Genomic DNA, 15,294 nt, shown 5'->3' with positions numbered 1-15,294 from the left:
GGCTAAGAAGCGCAACTGTACGAAGGTACAGTGAGCATCGCAGGCCGCAAATTACGACGCGCAGTAGGTTTTGATAGGTGTTATTAGAGGAATTCGGTGATGAGCTTACCGAGCAGGATGATGGCTTGCTCGACGCCCGCGCTCCACGGATAGCTGTAGTTGAGGCGGATGCAATGCTTGTAAGCCTGGCTGACGGAAAACATGCGTCCCGGACCCACCGTGATCTTGCATTCCAGCGCGCGCCGGTACAGCTGCATGGAGTCTATGTCGCCAGGTAATTCCACCCACAGCACGTAGCCGCCCTGCGGGTGCGAGATTTTCGTGCCAGCAGGAAAGAAACGCTGCACGGCGGCCGCCATGATGCGCGCCTGCTGGGCATACGCCTTGCGGGTGCGGCGCAGATGCTGTTCGTAGCCATCGTTTTGCAGGTATTCGGCGATGGCCAGCTGGGGAAACGAGGACGTGGCCAGGGTGTTGAGGAATTTGAGTTCCTCCACCTTGCCCCGGTAGCGTCCGGCCAGGGCCCAGCCCACGCGCTGCGCGGAACTGAGGCTCTTGGAAAACGAGGAGCAATGCAGCACCAGGCCCTTACGGTCGTAGGATTTGAGCGAGGTTGGGTGGGCGTCGCCGTAATACAGCTCGTTGTAGACGCCGTTTTCGATGGCGGGCACGTCGTGCTGCTCCAGCAGCTGGTACAAGGCCCGCTTGCGCTGGTCCGACATCTGGAAGCCCAGCGGATTCTGGAAGTTCGGCATCACCATGACGGCGGCGATCGGCTGGCGGGCCATAATGTCGGCCAGCGCTTCGATGCTGATGCCTTCATACGGGTCGGTGGACACTTCCACCACCTTCATGCCCAGCCGTTCGACGGCCATCAGCATGGCGTAGAAGGTGGGCGACTCGACGGCGATGGTGTCGCCCGGCTTGGCCACCGCTTGCAGGCACAGGTTGATGGCTTCCGTGGCGCCCACGGTGACGATGATTTCGTCGGGATCGACGGCCAGGCCGTTTTCCATGTAGCGGCGGGCGATTTCGCGGATCAACTGCGGGTTGCCCGGCGGCAGGTCGTCCGTCACGTTCCAAGCGCGGTTGCGGCGCGCCACCGCGCCCGCATACTGGTTGATGCGTTCCCAGGGAAACAGCGACGGGTCGGGGTAGGGCGAGCCCAGCGGGATGGCGTCATGCAAGCCGATCGAGCGCAGGGTGGACAGCACCAGGCGGCTCACGTGCACTTCCGCCGGCACGGGGCTGGGGTGCGACGCCTGCATGCAGATGGACGGCGTGGCGGTGTCGCCGGCCCGCTGGCGCACGAAGTAGCCGGACTGGGGCCGGCTTTCGATCACGCCCATGCCCTCCAGCTTGACGTAGGCGCGCAGCACCGTGGTGATGCTCAACTTGTGCTGCTGGCTGGTCTGGCGCACGGAGGGAATGCGTTCGCCGGGCAAGAGCACGCCCTTGGCCACCAGTTGCTCGATGTCGCTGACGAGCTTTTCATACAATTTCATGCAATGGTATCCATTCTTATTCTTGCTCTACGTCATTGCATTATCGTCCAATTCATGACTACCTATAGTTACAGTTATCGCATGTTGCCAAAATGAAACTGCCATCCGGCACTTCTGGTTTAAGATCCACATAGAAACGAAAAAGAGGAACAACTGTCATGGCAATTCCACAAAGCATGCTGTCTGTCGTCGCGCGCGACGAAGTGCATTTGCAGTTCAAGGTGAAGGCCGGCATCGACATGCGGCAGCTGTTCCAGCGGCTGGGCAAGCTGTGGGAATCCGAAGTCACGGGCATCCTGGACCCCACCCTGAACCGCCACCATCAGTTGACGGGCGGCACGGCCAATGTGGTGCTGGGATTCAAGCCCGAACTGTGGCGAGCCGCGTGCCCCGGCTGCGTGCCGGACAGTATGGCATCGTTCGCGCACGACCTGGTGGGCGCCAACGGCAAGACGGCGCCGGCCACCCAGCACGATTTCTGGGTCTGGATCACGCAGTCGAACGCGGCCACCCTGTACGACAGCATGCGCACGACGCTCACCTTGCTCAGTCCTTTTGCCGAGCTGGCCAGCGAACAGGTGTGTTTTCCGTATCACAATAATGTGACGTTTGACGGCTTTGCCGACGGCGTCGCCAACCCGAATCCATTCCGCGCCAACGGCGTGGCCATCATTCCGGACGGTGAAGCGGGCGCGGGCGGTTCCACCGTGTTGCTGCAGAAATGGCGCATGGACGTGGAGCGCCTGCGCGCCTTGCCCGTGCACGCGGCGGAGCAGGTGTGGGGCCGCACCAAGGCCGGCAGCCATGAATTGTCGCCGCTGCCCGTCGATTCCCACGTGGGCCGCAACCAATTCATCCGCGATGGCGAGGAGGTCGATATCGTGCGCCGCAACGCCAATTACGCCAATGCCAGCGAGGCGGGCGTCATGTTTGTCGGTTTTTGCAAGGACATCACCGTGACCATGGGCATGCTGCGGCAAATGTACGGCGTAGGCTATGATGGCGTCACCAAGACGGACCGGCTGCTGGATTTTTCCACGGCGCTGTCGTCGGCGATCTATTTCGTGCCCAGCATTGACGCCTTGCTGGCCGCGGGCATTTCACCGGCGGACCCCGGCTGAGGGCCGCCCCGGCGGTCCCTATTTTTACTTTAAAGGAGTTTTCCATGCGTATACGTCCCGCCACACTGCTGTCCGCCCTGATCTTCGGCAGCGTCGTCTTCAGCGCTTCCGCTTCCGCCGTCGGCCTGGGTTTCCTGGCCGATACGCCGATGGCTTACCTGAACAAGAACGACAAGCCCGTCTTCGTCAAGGCCGTCACCGACGTGCTCAATGACAAGAAAGATGGCGAAACCGTGCAATGGAGCAATGAAGGCTTGCGCAATTCCGTGCGCATCGCCGCCGACATCACGGCCAGCGACACGCAAAAGACGGATGAGCAAACTTGCCGCAAGGTGCAGGTGGGCTTGAGCGCCAAGGGCCAGGAACAGACCCTCAAGCTGACGGTCTGCAAGGCCGGCACGGCCGCCTGGAAAGTGAAAAAACAATAAGCACCGGCCGCCGCCCTTCCTTGCCGGGAGGGCGGCGTCGCGATGACCGCCCGCAGCGTGCGCTGCGGCTGCCTAGTCGTGGTTGATGGCTGCCACCTGGTGCAAGCATGCCTCGTCGGTGAGCAAGGTGACCACCGCATTGGTTCTGGCATGGACGCGCACGCCCTTGAGCCAGTCCGGCAGGGCAAGGACGGCGCCCGCCGCTATAGGCAGGATGACCTGGATCACGGGCTCGCTGCCCCTGGGCGGCGTCGCCTCGAAGTCCAGGTCCTGGATGCCATCCTGCGGCGGCTTGAGGTAGACGCGCGGCGCGAGGGGGACCGCCTGCCAGCCGCCGGAGCTGACTTCGCCGATCGCGCTCACATGCAAATGCGGGGGAAGGCTCTTGTCGATGGCGAGGTGCACGGCCTTTACTTTGTAGATGGGAACGCTCATGGTATCTCCAGGAAGGATGGGGTGCGCCGCCAGGCCCGCGGCGTGTAGGGCCAGTCCCGATGTCTCGGCATCGTTAAGCTAGCTCAGCAAGTGTAGGTCGTATTTTCAGCATCACCATCTCCAATTGTCACCATGGCCAGGCGCGCAAGCCATGCTGCTCTACTTTCTTGGGGGAAAGCCACCCGCAACGGTTAGAATCACGTTTTACCTTCTTTTTCCCATCTGCATGCAGCAAAGTCGCCTCCTGTTCTTCCGCCTGGCCGGCCAGTTTCGCCGCTATGGCGCCATCGTCGCCGCCACCTTGCTGGCCGTGGGCGTGGCGTCCGCCACCGATGTATTGTTAATCAGGCAATTGCAAAACGTCGTCGACGCCATGCGCGCGACGGCCAGCACGCAGGCCGCGCCCGCGTCCGGCGTGATGGGCATGCTGCAGGGCTGGGTCGACCGTTTCTTGCCGGCACAAGCGGGGCAGGTGGACTTGTGGGTGATTCCCGCCACCATCCTGGGCCTGGCCGTGCTGCGCATGGTGTCGAGCTTTGCCGGCGATTACGGTTCCGTCTGGTTATCGAGCCGGGTGCAGGCGGATTTGCGCGAAAAGATGTTCGCCACCATCATGCGCCTGCCCAGCCGCTTTTTCGACACCACCACCACCAGCCTGACGCAGTCGCGCGTGGCCTTCGACGCCAGCCAGGTGTCGCAGGCGGGCTTGAACGTGCTCAACGTGATGGTGCGCGATTCCGTCGCCACCGTCGGCTACCTGATTTTATTGTTCAGCATCGACGTGAAACTGGCCCTGTTCTGCATGGCGTCGATGCCCATCGTGGCCATCGTCGTGACCCTGGCGGGCCGCCGCATGCGCCACCTGAGCAAGAGTTCGCAGCAAGCCGTGGGCGAGCTGACGTCCGTGCTGGACGAAAGCATCGGCGGCCAGCGCGTGGTGAAAATCTTTGGCGGCCAGGATTATGAACAGGCGCGCTTCGTCAACGTCGTCAAGCGCAACCGCCAGCTGGCCGTCAAGCATGCGGCCACCTCGGCCATGAATTCCGGCTTCATCATGATGCTCGTCGGCATCACGCTGTCGTCCGTGATCTATTTCGCCATGCTGCGCGCGCAAAGCGGCGCCATCACGCCGGGCGCCTTCGTCGCCTTCATGGGCGCGCTGATGGCGATGCAGTCGCCGATCAAGAATTTGACGAAGATCAACGAGCCGCTGCAGCGGGGCTTGGCGGCGGCCGAGTCCGTCTTCGGCTTGATCGACACGCCGCTGGAACCGGACCCGGGCACCATCGCGCCGGTCACGGTGCGAGGCAATCTGTCCTTGCAGAACGTCAACTTCCGCTACAACAGCGACGATCCCGATGCGCCCACGGCCTTGAGCGATATCACGCTCGATATCCGCGCCGGCGAAACGGTGGCCCTGGTGGGCGGCTCCGGCGGCGGCAAGACGACCTTGCTGGGCTTGCTGCCGCGCTTTTACGACGTCAGCGGCGGCCAGATCCTGCTCGACGGCGTCGACCTGCGCGATTACGCCTTGCTGGCCCTGCGGCGCCAGTTCGCCCTCGTCAGCCAGGATGTGATTTTGTTCAACGACACGATGGCGGCGAATATCGCGTACGGCGACCCGGCCCCGGACCAGGTCCGTATCGAAGCGTCGGCGCGCGCCGCGTATGCGCACGACTTTATCATGCAGTTGCCGCAAGGCTACGAAACCCAGGCGGGGCAGAACGGTTCGCGCCTGTCGGGCGGGCAACGCCAGCGCCTGGCCATCGCGCGCGCCCTGTACAAGGACGCGCCGATTTTGCTGCTCGATGAAGCGACCAGCGCACTGGACACGGAGTCGGAACGTTCGGTGCAGGCGGCGCTGGAAGTGCTGATGCGCAACCGCACCACCATCGTCATCGCCCACCGCCTGTCGACCATCGAAAGCGCCGACCGCATCGTCGTCATGCAGGGCGGGCGCCTGGTGGAATCGGGCAGCCACGCCGCCTTGCTGCAGCAGGGCGGCGCGTATGCGCGCCTGCATGCGAGCCAGTTGTCGCCCGTCAAGGATGGCGCGGCCTAGAACCTTAGAACACGTGAATTTCCTGTAATACCAGCGTGGCGCCCAGCGCCGTGCCCTCTACGCGGAAGGTGGCGGTCAGGTCCGACCAGGCGCCATTCAGTGGCAGGGCGTGGCGCACTTCGGCGATCGGCACGCCGCCGTCCTCGCTTGCCGGGCGCTCGACGCTGCGTTCGTGCGGCGCGCCGCTGGCTTGCGCCGCCGGCGTGACGCGATACACCGTGCCATCCGCATACGGCTCCGGCGAACCATATCCTTCGATCACGGCGCGCAGCAGCGCCGGCGTCCAGCCGTAATACGCGTCGTGCGCCGTGCGCGCATGGGCGCACGCGTAATCGCCGCGCGCCAGGTCGGCGATCCAGGCGTCGATGATGTCCAGTATCTGTGTGTCGCTGGGGGCGGAGGGCAAGTGCATGGATTTCTTTCGTGACAGGGGAAAACGTTGCTTTCCATTATGATGGCCGCCGCACGATAACATTGTAACGGAACACAATGCACACACGACAGAAGACACGCGTGGCCCTGGCCGCCTTGCTGGGCACGGTCCTGGCCTTGCCGCTGGCGGCACAGGCACAGCCCGCAGGGCAAACGCCGACGCCAACCTTGCAGGAGGAAGACCGGACCATGTATTTGGATGAAAATTTCATGCCCAGCAATCAGCGCGGCGCCGTGTATGCGCTGCGCACGCCGCCCGTGCGCGACGAGGCGCTGGGCGCCTGGCATGTACGGCTGGAATTTCCCGACACGCCGGGCGTGCCGGCCTTTGAAACCTATGCCACGGACCTGGACTTGAGCCAGGTCAAGTTCGTGAAGTTTCGCAAGTATTACCATGAAAATGGCCAGCTGCTGCGCGAAACCTATTTCGATGCCCAGGGCGAGGAACTGCTCGGCGGCAGCGTGTACTTCGAGAATGGCCAGGTCCAGCAGCGGGTGACCGCCTTGCCGAACGGGCGCGACAGCATCTCGGAAACGTATCACCAGAATGGCCAGCTGATGAGTCGCACGCTGTATCACGGCGACGAGATGGCCGATGGCGAGCAAGTGTCGTATGGCGCGAATGGGGCCGTCAGCAACCGCTCGTATCGACGCCATGGCCAGATGGATGGCATGGAGGAATCGTTTTATGCGGATGGCAAAGTGCACCGGCGGGGACGCTTCGTCGATGGCAAGCGCGAGGGCGAGTTTGTCCGGTATGCCCAGGATGGCAAGGTGCTGGCCAGCACCGTGTGGGTGCACGGCCAACCCGACGGCTGGTCGTTTGAAAGCCATGACAATGGCGTCGTGTCGAACAAGACCCTGTACCGGAAAGGTGCCGTGCTCAGCTTGCAAACGTGGGCCCCGAATGGCCGGCCCGTGTTTGCCTGGCAGAAAGACGCGCAGGGGCGCGACCACGGCGATACGACGGATTGGCATGCCAACGGCGCGCGCGCCAGCGTGACCCCGTTTGTCGAAGGCCAGCGCCACGGCTTGCTGCAGACCTGGTACAGCGACGGCAGCCTGCGGCAGATCGTGCCGTATGAGCACGGCAAGAAGCACGGCATCGAACGCCACTGGGACCAGGCCGGCAAGCTGGTGCTGGAGCAGGCGTGGCAAGCCGGAGAGCCAGTTTCCATGCGCTAGGAGTCGCCCGCCTTTGCAGGTATCATGCAGGGATTCCGGCCCGCCAGCAGGCGCGAAGCCGGCAGGATAACTGGAGGCAATGGTGGTGGAAGCGGAAGTTTCGGCGATGGCCAGGGCGCAAGGCATGGCCTTGCAAAACATGCGCGTCGTCATGCGCGCGGCGCAGCGCCACTCGGCGCAAATCGAAAAGCAATGCGGCGTGTCGGGCGCGCAATTGTGGGTGATGCAGGAATTGCTGGAACGGCCGGGCCTGCGCATGGGCGAGCTGGCCAGCAAGATGTCGATCCACCAGACGACGGCCAGCAACCTGGTCGAGGCGCTGGTGAAAAAAACCTATGTGCGCAAGGCGCGCGACCAGCCAGACCAGCGCGTGGTCACCCTGACCCTGACGGCGGAAGGGCAAGCCGTCATCGCCGGCGCGCCGCAGCCGGCGCGCGGCTTGCTGCCCAGTGCGCTGGCCCAGCTGGACCCCGACAGCCTGGCGCACCTGAACCAGGGCTTGAGCGCCTTGCTGGCCGTCGTCGCTCCCGATGACAGGCAGGCGGGCATGCAGCCGTTTCCGTTCACCATGTAGTCACGCGCAAGCGTGTGGCGCGCCGCCCCGCTTGCCCGTATCATCGGCGCCGTCGCACCGTTGATGAAAGCATGCATTGAAGATACTCACCTCTGTTTTGCTGGCCTCTGTCCTGGCCGGTTCCCCGTCCGTTTCCATGGCCAACGCCCTGGATAATGCCCCGGCCACCCCGGCCGCGGCTGCCGAACCGTCGCCGGCCTCCCAGTATTTTGACGGGGATTACCAGCCCGTGGCGCCCGCCGCGGCCATGTACGAGCAGCGCGGGCCGCTGCGCCACGATGCGGCCCGCCAGGCCTGGCATTGGCAGCTGCATTTCGCGCAGCCGCCGGGCAAGCTGCACATGGATGCCTGGCTGCTGGGCACCGACGTGGCGTCGCCGCGCTACACCGGCCGGCGCAGCGTGTATTTTGCCGATGGCCAGCTGGGCTTGCTGGAAGAGCGCAACGGGGAGGGCGATTTCAATGGCGTGAACGTGGAATACTATGCGGACGGGACGGTGAAGAGCCGCAAGGCGTACCGCGACGGCGAGTACGACGGCTTGCACAGCCACTTTCATGCGAATGGCCAGCTGAGGCATGCCTTGCTGTACCAGGCGGGCCAGCCCGCCGATGGCGAATTCCTGAGCTTTGACGAGCATGGCCAGCTCAGCAACCGCGCGCATTTCGCCGATGGCGTGCTGACCGGTGAAGTGACGGTGTTTCATGCGGATGGCCGGCTGGCCGAGCGGGGACCGTACCTGGACGGCCAGCGCAACGGCCTGCACCAGGCCTGGTGGCCGGACGGCCGTGAAATGTCGCGCCTCAATTTCCTGCATGGCAAGCCGCAGGGCTGGTCGCTGCTGTATTTCGCGAATGGCCAGCTGGACCAGAAAAACCTGTTCGAGGATGGCGTCATGCTGAGCACGCAAAGCTGGCGCGACGATGGCACGCCGCTGCGCCAGCGCCAGCAGGATGAACAGGGCCGCGCGCAGGGCGAGGACAGGCAATGGCATGCAAACGGCACGCTGGCCCGGCTCGCTTCCTACCGCGATGGCGAGCCGCATGGCGCGTGGCGCGAATGGCATGCGGACGGCTCGCCCCGCCACGCCGTGGACTACGTGCGCGGGCGCAAGCAGGGCCTGGAGCGGGCCTGGGCCGGCGACGGCACGCGCACCGTCTGCGAGTGGCAGGATGGCCGCTTGCTGCGCGCCTGCCGCAATTTCTAGTGCGGTGGCGCGGGCAGTCGTTGCAGCTGCAACTGCGCCAGCGCGCCGTACAGCGGTTCGCTGAGCACGCGCGAGACCGTGCTGGCCACGACGGCGCAAGCCATCAGGCTGAGCACCATGCCGTGGCCGTCGACCATTTCCATGACAATAATGAAAGCCGTCAGCGGCGCTTGCGTGGCGGCGGCCAGGAAACCCACCATGCCCAGCGCGATCAGGGCCGGCGCGTGCGGGTAGTGCAGCAGTTGCGCAATGTCATGCCCGATGCCGGCGCCGATGGCCAGGGAGGGCGCGAAGATGCCGGCCGGCACGCCCGACCACACGGTCAGCCACGTCGCCACATATTTGAAGGCAACGAAGGCGGGCGCCACGTCGGACGAGCCTTCCAGCATGGCGCGCGTGGCCACGGTGCCGCTGCCGAACGTGGCGCCATGGCTGGCGATGCCGATGGCCGCCACCAGCACACCGCAGACGGCGGCGAACAGCACGGGCCGGCCTTTTCTCCACGCGGACAGCTTGCCCAGCGGATTGCCCCTGGCTGACGCCAGCAGCAGGCGCGCAAACAGGCCGCCGGCCACGCCCGCGACCAGGGTCACCAGCAAACCCGGCAAGGCCAGCGCCAGGCCGATGGGGCCGGGATGGATGATGCCGAAGTGGGTGGCGTTGCCGTGGATGGATACGGCCATCATGCCGGCCAGCACGATGCCGGCCACGATGAGGCCGCTGTTGCGCTGCTCGGGCGAGCGCGACAGTTCCTCGATGGCAAACATGACGCCCGCCAGCGGCGTATTGAAGGCGGCCGCGATGCCGGCCGCGCCGCCGGCCACCAGCAGGGAATGGGCGCTCACCTGCGAGTGGCGGGGCAGCCAGCGGCGCGCGGCCAGCATCACGCCGGCGGCGATTTGCACGGACGGGCCTTCGCGCCCCAGCGAGAGTCCCCCCAGCAAGCCGCCCGCCGTCAGGCCGATCTTCGCGGCGCTGAGTTTCAAGGAGACAAACAAGGAGCGCTGTTCGGGCGCCACGGCCGGGTCCAGTGTCGCCATCACTTGCGGGATGCCGGAGCCGGCCGCGCCGATCGCGTAGCGGCGCGTCAGCCAGACGAGCAGGGCGGCACAGACGGGTGTCCACAGCAGGGCGAACCACCAGGCCTTGCCGTTAAAAAAGAGAAACAGGTCCAGCGCTTCCTCGGCCAGCCACGTAAAGCCCACGACGACGAGGCCGGCGATGGCGGCCATGCCGACGACGACGGCGCGCGACCACCACAGGCGCGGGTTGGCAAATTCATGCTTGAAGGCAGAGGGAATATCGTGCAAGTGCTTCATTGCGGCAAGTCCAGGAAGGGGCGCGCAGGGCGTCGGGAAGACTTGCCATTATAAAGATATATTTGTCCGAATGTTTTTCCTCTGCCTTATTTGTGGGCAATTGACGACAACAGCTGCGCCTCGGCCAGGAAATCGACGAGCGCCCGCACTTTCGGCGCCAGGTGCGGCCCGGACGGCCACAGCAGCCAGCAACCGTGGGCCGGATGGCCGCTGATGGCGTAATCCTTCAGCACCTCGATGAGGCTGCCGTCATCGAGTGCCGGGCGCACATGAAAGTCGGGTAGCCAGGCGATGCCCAGGCCTTGCCGGGCAAAGTGCAGCCGCGCTTCCACATTGTTGCAGATCATGGATTGCGGCAAGTCCGGCGCAGCCTCGCCATCGTCCTGGCGCAAGCGCCACTGCTCCACCTTGCCGCTGTGGCGGAAGCGGTAGTGCAGGCAAGCATGTTGTTGCAGCTCAAGGGGATGCTGCGGCGTGCCGTGGCCCGCCAGATAGGCGGGGGAGGCCACGAGGCAAGAGCGGAACTGGCCCAGCTTGCGCGCGGCCAGGCGCGAATCGCGCGGTGCGCCGATGCGGATGACGGCGTCGAAGCCGTCGCCGACGACGTCGGCCAGCGCGTCGGAAAAGTCCAGCTCCAGCGCGATGGCAGGGTGCTGCGCGGCAAAATCGGCCAGCGCGGGCAGGAATACGCCGCCCAGTTCCGGCAAGCCCAGGCGCAGGCGTCCCCGCGGCGCACGCGCTCCCGCCAGTTCTTCCTGCGCCGCCTGCATTTCCGCCAGGATGCGTTCGCTGCGCGTCAAAAACAGCTGCCCCTCGGCTGTCAGGCTCAGCTGGCGCGTGCTGCGCTGGAACAGGCGCGCGCCCAGCCGCTGCTCGAGCCGGGCCAGGCTCTTGCTGACGGCCGACGGTGAAATGCCGGCCTGGCGCGCGGCGGCGACAAAGCTGCCCTCCTGGGCCAGTTGCACGAACAGGGCTACGCCGGAGAGATTATCTGTTTCCTGGTTTTGCATGATTCATGACAGTTTGGTCAGCAGTGAAACGCATTGAAGCATATTTTTCTTTGTTGCGTGGCTGCTTACCATGGGCTTTTATCTGCGGGGGGGCAATGAAGATGATCGGTTTCAACAAGGGCAGCGGCGTGGGCGACGAACATGGCCTGTTCGACATGGAGGGGGCGATGCCCGTGCCCGGCCCGCGCGACGTGCTGGTGCGGGTGCGCGCCGTGGGCGTCAACCCGCTCGAGACCAAGGTGCGCGCCGGGCTGGTCACAGTGCCGGACAATGTTGTCAGCCTGGGCTGGGATGCGGCCGGCACCGTGCATGCGGTGGGCAGCGAAGTCACCCTGTTTGCGCCGGGTCAAGCCGTGTATTACGCGGGTTCGTTCGACCGCGCGGGCGCCAATACCGAATATCACCTGGTCGATGAGCGCATCGCGGGGGCCATGCCGGCGTCGCTGGACTTTGCGCAGGCGGCCAGTGTGCCATTGGCGGCGCTGACGGCGTGGCAATTGCTGTTCGAGCGCTTTGCCATCGCGCCCGGCGATACGCAGCCGCGGGGCAGCCTGCTGGTGCTGGGCGGCGCGGGCGGCGTCGGTTCCATGCTGATCCAGCTGGCGCGCCAGCTGACGGGTTTTATCGTGATCGCCACGGCGTCGCGCGGCGACAGCATGGCGTGGTGCCGCGCCATGGGTGCCCATCACGTGATCGACCACACGCTGCCGCTGGCGGCGCAGGTAGCGGCCTTGCACGTGGCGCCCGTGCGCCACGTCGCCGCCCTGTCGCACACGGCGCAGCATGCCGCGGCGCTGGTGGAGCTGATCGCGCCGCACGGCAAGCTGGCCGTCATCGATGACCACGATGTTTTCGACGCGGCGCCGCTGAAGGGCAAGAGCATCTCGCTGCACTGGGAAATGGTGTTTACGCGGCCGTTGTTTGCTACCGACGACATGCTGGAGCAGCACCGCATTTTGCAGCGCGTGGCGCGGCTGCTGGACGACGGCGTGCTGCGCCACACGGTGCGGCAGCGCCTGTCGCCCATGAATGCGGCCACCTTGCGGCGCGCCCACGCGCTGCTGGAGCGGGGCGGGCAGCCGGGCAAGATCGTCGTCGGCGACTGAACCGGCTTGCACGGCACGCTTACACGAACAGTTCGCGCCGCGCGCTCTGGCTGATGGCGATGGTGGCCGGGTGGCTCAGGCGCCGTTCCGTGGTGATCGCATACACTTGCTCGACGAGGCTGTCGACCCGGCCCAGCGCCACCACGGCGTATTGCTCGCAGACCTGGGGCGCGATGACGGTGGGCGCGAAGAACAGGCCGGCACCGGACTGGCCGAAGGCTTTCATCATGGCGCTGTCGTCGAACTCGCCGACGATGCGCGGGTGCAGCTTGTTGTCGCCCAGCCACTGCAGCAAGCGCCCGTAGATGGCGAAGTCTTCGCCGGGCAGCAGCAGCGGCGCGCCATCGAGGCATTGCGGAAAGCCGCCCGACAGGGTGGCGGCCAGTTCTGGCGTGCCGAACAGGGTCATGCCGCTTTCGCCCAGCAAGTGGTTAAAGCCGCGCACGCTCAAGTGGGCCGGCATGGGGCGGTCCGCCATGATCAGGTCCAGCCGGTGCACGGCCAGGTCCGCCAGCAGGCTGGCCAGCCGGCCTTCGCGGCAAATGATGCGCAGCGGCTCGGCCAGTCCCAGCGCCGGCGCGACGAGGCGGCACGCGATCAGTTTCGAGACGGAATCGGCGCAGCCCACGCGGAAGGTCGTCGTCGTCGTGCGCGACTGGTCGCGCACGATTTCCAGCAATTCATCGCCCGTGCTGAAGATGCTTTCGGCATGGCTGAGGATACGCCGGCCCGTGTCCGTCAATTCCAGCTGGCGCCCGCTGCGGCGGAACAGTTCCACGCCCAGGGTGTCGGCAAACTCGCTGAGCTGGCCGGAAATCGACTGCGGCGTCAGGTGCAGCTGCTCGGCCGCGCGGGCGATGCTGCCCGTCTTGGCCACCATCCAGAAATAGCGCAAGTGCTTGAAGTTGAGTGTGGACATGGTGTTTCCCGGAAAATAAATACATCGAATTTTTCGATGTATTCTTAAATTATATTCGATTTGTTCGATGTTTGTAAGAAGGCTATGATGGCTGCTCAATTCATGCAAGGAGAGTGCCATGGACTTCAGAATACAAACAGAGCATTGCGGAGGCCGCCGATGAACGGCCTGGAAAGTATTGCAACGGCACCCATGTGGGCCGGTTTCATCGCCTTTGTCCTCGTGATGCTGGCGCTGGACTTGTTCGTCTTCGGCGGCAACAAGGCGCACAAGGTGGGCGTCAAGGAAGCGGCGACGTGGTCGCTCGTGTGGGTCAGCCTGGCCCTGCTGTTCAACGGCGGACTGTGGTGGTACCTGAACGGCACGGCCGGTCCCGAGATCGCCAACCAGAAGGCGCTGGAATTTTTCTCCGGCTACCTGATCGAAAAAGCCTTGTCGGTCGATAACGTGTTCGTCTTCCTGCTGATCTTCAGCGCCTTCCAGGTGCCGATCCAGTACCAGCGCCGCGTGTTGATCTATGGCGTGCTGGGCGCGATCGTCATGCGCGCCGTGATGATCATGGCCGGTGCGTGGGTGGTGAGCGAGTTCAGCTGGGTGCTGTACCTGTTCGGCGCCTTCCTGCTGGTGACGGGCATGCGCATGCTGGTGGCGGCCGATGCGGAGCCGGACGTGGCGAACAACCCGGTGCTGCGCTTTGCCCGCCGCCACTTGCGGGTGGCCGACGGCGACCACGGCGAACGTTTCTTCGTGGCAAAGGGCGGTTTGCGCTATGTCACGCCGCTGTTCCTGGTGCTGATCCTGATCGAGGTGACGGACCTGGTGTTCGCGGTCGATTCGATCCCGGCGATCTTCGCCATCACGACGGACCCGTTCATCGTCTTCACGTCGAACCTGTTCGCCATCATGGGCTTGCGGGCACTGTATTTCCTGCTGGTGGATGTGGCTGACCGCTTCCACATGCTCAAGTATGGCCTGGCGATGGTGCTGGTGTTCATCGGCGCCAAGATGCTGATCATGCCGTGGTACCACGTGCCGGTGGAAGCGTCGTTGCTGGTGGTGGCGGTACTGATCCTGTCGAGCTGCGTGGCCAGCGTGTTCATCACCCGCAGCGACAAGAAGTAAATGCTGTACGGCGCGCCCCGCCTGGCGGTGGCGTGCCTTTTAATTGACTAATAGAAAGAGTAGAAAATCATGCGTACCTATGAAGCAAACAGTCCCCAGGCAGCGGGACGTATCCTGGCCCTGATGATGGTGGTCGACGGCAACCTGGCCAGCGCCGAGCTGCAAGCCATGCATCGCAGCAAGATCCTCGAGCATATCGACCTGGAACCGGCCGCCTTCCAGCAATTGCTGCAAGACTTGTGCGACGACATGCTGACGTCGACCGTGCATGGCGCCGTGCAGCTGGCCCATGGCGTGATCGACAGCTTGCTCGATGAAATCACGGACCCGGACTTGCGTCGCAAGCTGCTGCAAGCCATGTGGAAGATCGCCGATGCGGATGACTGGCTGGCCGATGGCGAAGCCGTCCTGCTGGCCCGCGCCAGCGCGGCATGGTCGGCGGAAACAAACTTCCGCGCGCATGCCGCTTGAGGTAAATCAAGTCGCCTTGTGCCCCATGGCAATGACGGCGGCGCCGGCCAGGGCCAGGCCCACGCCGGCGATGTCGGTCCAGGCGGGCGTGACGCCGTCCACCAGCCACAGCCATCCCAGCGCCGTGGCGATATAGATGGCGCCATACGTGGCATACACCCGGCCGCTGGCGGCCGGATGCAGGGTCAGCAGCCAGACGAAGATCAGCAGGCTGACGGCGGCCGGCAACAGCAGCCAGGCGCTGCCCTTGTTGCTCAGCCATAGCATGGGCAGGTAGCAGCCCAGCAGTTCGGCCACGGCCGTGACGGTAAACAGCCCGAAAGTGCGGGCAAGGCTGGTCCATTCGAAGGCGTCGTTCATGCTATTCCTGTTGTGCGGTCAGCCGCCATTGTAGACGGGCC

Annotated in this window: 16 protein-coding genes; 9 read left to right on the top strand and 7 right to left on the bottom strand. The window is 64.7% G+C overall.

The annotated features are described in order from the left end of the window. Positions 1-83: 83 nt before the first annotated feature. Positions 84-1,505 (bottom strand): PLP-dependent aminotransferase family protein, encoded by a 1,422-nt coding sequence (locus tag O3301_RS26405; RefSeq protein ID WP_289912043.1) that lies wholly within the window; start codon positions 1,503-1,505, stop codon positions 84-86. 158 nt (positions 1,506-1,663) lie between these two features. Here O3301_RS26405 and O3301_RS26400 point away from each other — a divergent pair, with 158 nt between their 5' ends. Both O3301_RS26400 and O3301_RS26395 read left to right on the top strand, forming a co-directional pair. Beyond that, the gene (locus O3301_RS26400) at positions 1,664-2,626 is read left to right on the top strand and encodes a Dyp-type peroxidase (protein WP_305057912.1); all 963 of its coding nucleotides are present in this window, start codon (positions 1,664-1,666) and stop codon (positions 2,624-2,626) included. A gap of 44 nt (positions 2,627-2,670) precedes the next feature. Beyond that, the gene (locus O3301_RS26395) at positions 2,671-3,054 is read left to right on the top strand and encodes a hypothetical protein (RefSeq protein WP_251350810.1); all 384 of its coding nucleotides are present in this window, start codon (positions 2,671-2,673) and stop codon (positions 3,052-3,054) included. Between the two features lie 72 nt (positions 3,055-3,126). On the opposite strand, the gene O3301_RS26390 is transcribed toward O3301_RS26395, so the two are convergent. Further along, complete coding sequence (locus O3301_RS26390) at positions 3,127-3,489, bottom strand: hypothetical protein (RefSeq protein WP_305057911.1); 363 nt, start codon at positions 3,487-3,489, stop codon at positions 3,127-3,129. A 226-nt stretch (positions 3,490-3,715) separates the two neighbouring features. Between O3301_RS26390 and msbA the strand changes: the two genes are divergently transcribed. Next, positions 3,716-5,551 (top strand): lipid A export permease/ATP-binding protein MsbA, encoded by a 1,836-nt coding sequence (gene msbA, locus O3301_RS26385; RefSeq protein ID WP_305057910.1) that lies wholly within the window; start codon positions 3,716-3,718, stop codon positions 5,549-5,551. Positions 5,552-5,555: 4 nt separating this feature from the next. Here the strand turns inward: msbA and O3301_RS26380 are convergent, their stop codons facing one another. After that, the gene (locus O3301_RS26380; protein ID WP_305057909.1) at positions 5,556-5,963 is read right to left on the bottom strand and encodes a hypothetical protein; all 408 of its coding nucleotides are present in this window, start codon (positions 5,961-5,963) and stop codon (positions 5,556-5,558) included. Positions 5,964-6,040: 77 nt separating this feature from the next. Between O3301_RS26380 and O3301_RS26375 the strand changes: the two genes are divergently transcribed. The 3 genes from O3301_RS26375 to O3301_RS26365 all read left to right on the top strand — a co-directional run bounded on the left by O3301_RS26375 (position 6,041) and on the right by O3301_RS26365 (position 8,946). Continuing rightward, positions 6,041-7,168: a toxin-antitoxin system YwqK family antitoxin gene (locus O3301_RS26375; protein WP_305057908.1), complete on the top strand. Its 1,128-nt coding sequence runs from the start codon at positions 6,041-6,043 to the stop codon at positions 7,166-7,168. Between the two features lie 79 nt (positions 7,169-7,247). Then, positions 7,248-7,742 carry a MarR family winged helix-turn-helix transcriptional regulator gene (locus tag O3301_RS26370; protein ID WP_305057907.1) on the top strand — a complete coding sequence of 165 codons (495 nt, stop codon included), beginning with the start codon at positions 7,248-7,250 and terminating at the stop codon, positions 7,740-7,742. 76 nt (positions 7,743-7,818) lie between these two features. Next, positions 7,819-8,946: a toxin-antitoxin system YwqK family antitoxin gene (locus tag O3301_RS26365; RefSeq protein WP_305057906.1), complete on the top strand. Its 1,128-nt coding sequence runs from the start codon at positions 7,819-7,821 to the stop codon at positions 8,944-8,946. Here O3301_RS26365 and O3301_RS26360 read toward each other — a convergent pair. Both O3301_RS26360 and O3301_RS26355 read right to left on the bottom strand, forming a co-directional pair. Continuing rightward, on the bottom strand, positions 8,943-10,265 hold the full coding sequence (locus O3301_RS26360; protein ID WP_305057905.1) for a chloride channel protein: 1,323 nt from the start codon (positions 10,263-10,265) through the stop codon (positions 8,943-8,945). The genes O3301_RS26365 and O3301_RS26360 overlap by 4 nt on opposite strands. A gap of 86 nt (positions 10,266-10,351) precedes the next feature. After that, positions 10,352-11,275 carry a LysR family transcriptional regulator gene (locus O3301_RS26355; protein ID WP_305057904.1) on the bottom strand — a complete coding sequence of 308 codons (924 nt, stop codon included), beginning with the start codon at positions 11,273-11,275 and terminating at the stop codon, positions 10,352-10,354. A gap of 95 nt (positions 11,276-11,370) precedes the next feature. Between O3301_RS26355 and O3301_RS26350 the strand changes: the two genes are divergently transcribed. Then, positions 11,371-12,381 carry a zinc-binding alcohol dehydrogenase family protein gene (locus O3301_RS26350; RefSeq protein ID WP_305057903.1) on the top strand — a complete coding sequence of 337 codons (1,011 nt, stop codon included), beginning with the start codon at positions 11,371-11,373 and terminating at the stop codon, positions 12,379-12,381. A 19-nt stretch (positions 12,382-12,400) separates the two neighbouring features. Here O3301_RS26350 and nhaR read toward each other — a convergent pair whose 3' ends face one another. Further along, on the bottom strand, positions 12,401-13,300 hold the full coding sequence (gene nhaR / locus O3301_RS26345) for a transcriptional activator NhaR (RefSeq protein ID WP_305057902.1): 900 nt from the start codon (positions 13,298-13,300) through the stop codon (positions 12,401-12,403). A 159-nt stretch (positions 13,301-13,459) separates the two neighbouring features. Here nhaR and O3301_RS26340 point away from each other — a divergent pair, with 159 nt between their 5' ends. Continuing rightward, positions 13,460-14,422, top strand: a complete 963-nt coding sequence (locus O3301_RS26340) for a TerC family protein (protein ID WP_305057901.1) — start codon at positions 13,460-13,462, stop codon at positions 14,420-14,422. Positions 14,423-14,491: 69 nt separating this feature from the next. Continuing rightward, entirely contained in the window at positions 14,492-14,893 is a 402-nt protein-coding gene (locus O3301_RS26335) for a TerB family tellurite resistance protein (RefSeq protein ID WP_077401482.1), read from the top strand. Between the two features lie 6 nt (positions 14,894-14,899). Here O3301_RS26335 and O3301_RS26330 read toward each other — a convergent pair whose 3' ends face one another. Then, on the bottom strand, positions 14,900-15,253 hold the full coding sequence (locus tag O3301_RS26330; RefSeq protein WP_305057900.1) for a YnfA family protein: 354 nt from the start codon (positions 15,251-15,253) through the stop codon (positions 14,900-14,902). Positions 15,254-15,294 lie beyond the last annotated feature (41 nt).

Origin of the sequence: Janthinobacterium sp. SUN211 (assembly GCF_030587315.1) — a bacterium.
GTDB lineage: Bacteria > Pseudomonadota > Gammaproteobacteria > Burkholderiales > Burkholderiaceae_D > Janthinobacterium > Janthinobacterium kumbetense.
Note: the sequence above shows the minus strand (reverse complement) of the source record. Positions and strands in the feature narration are given on the sequence as shown.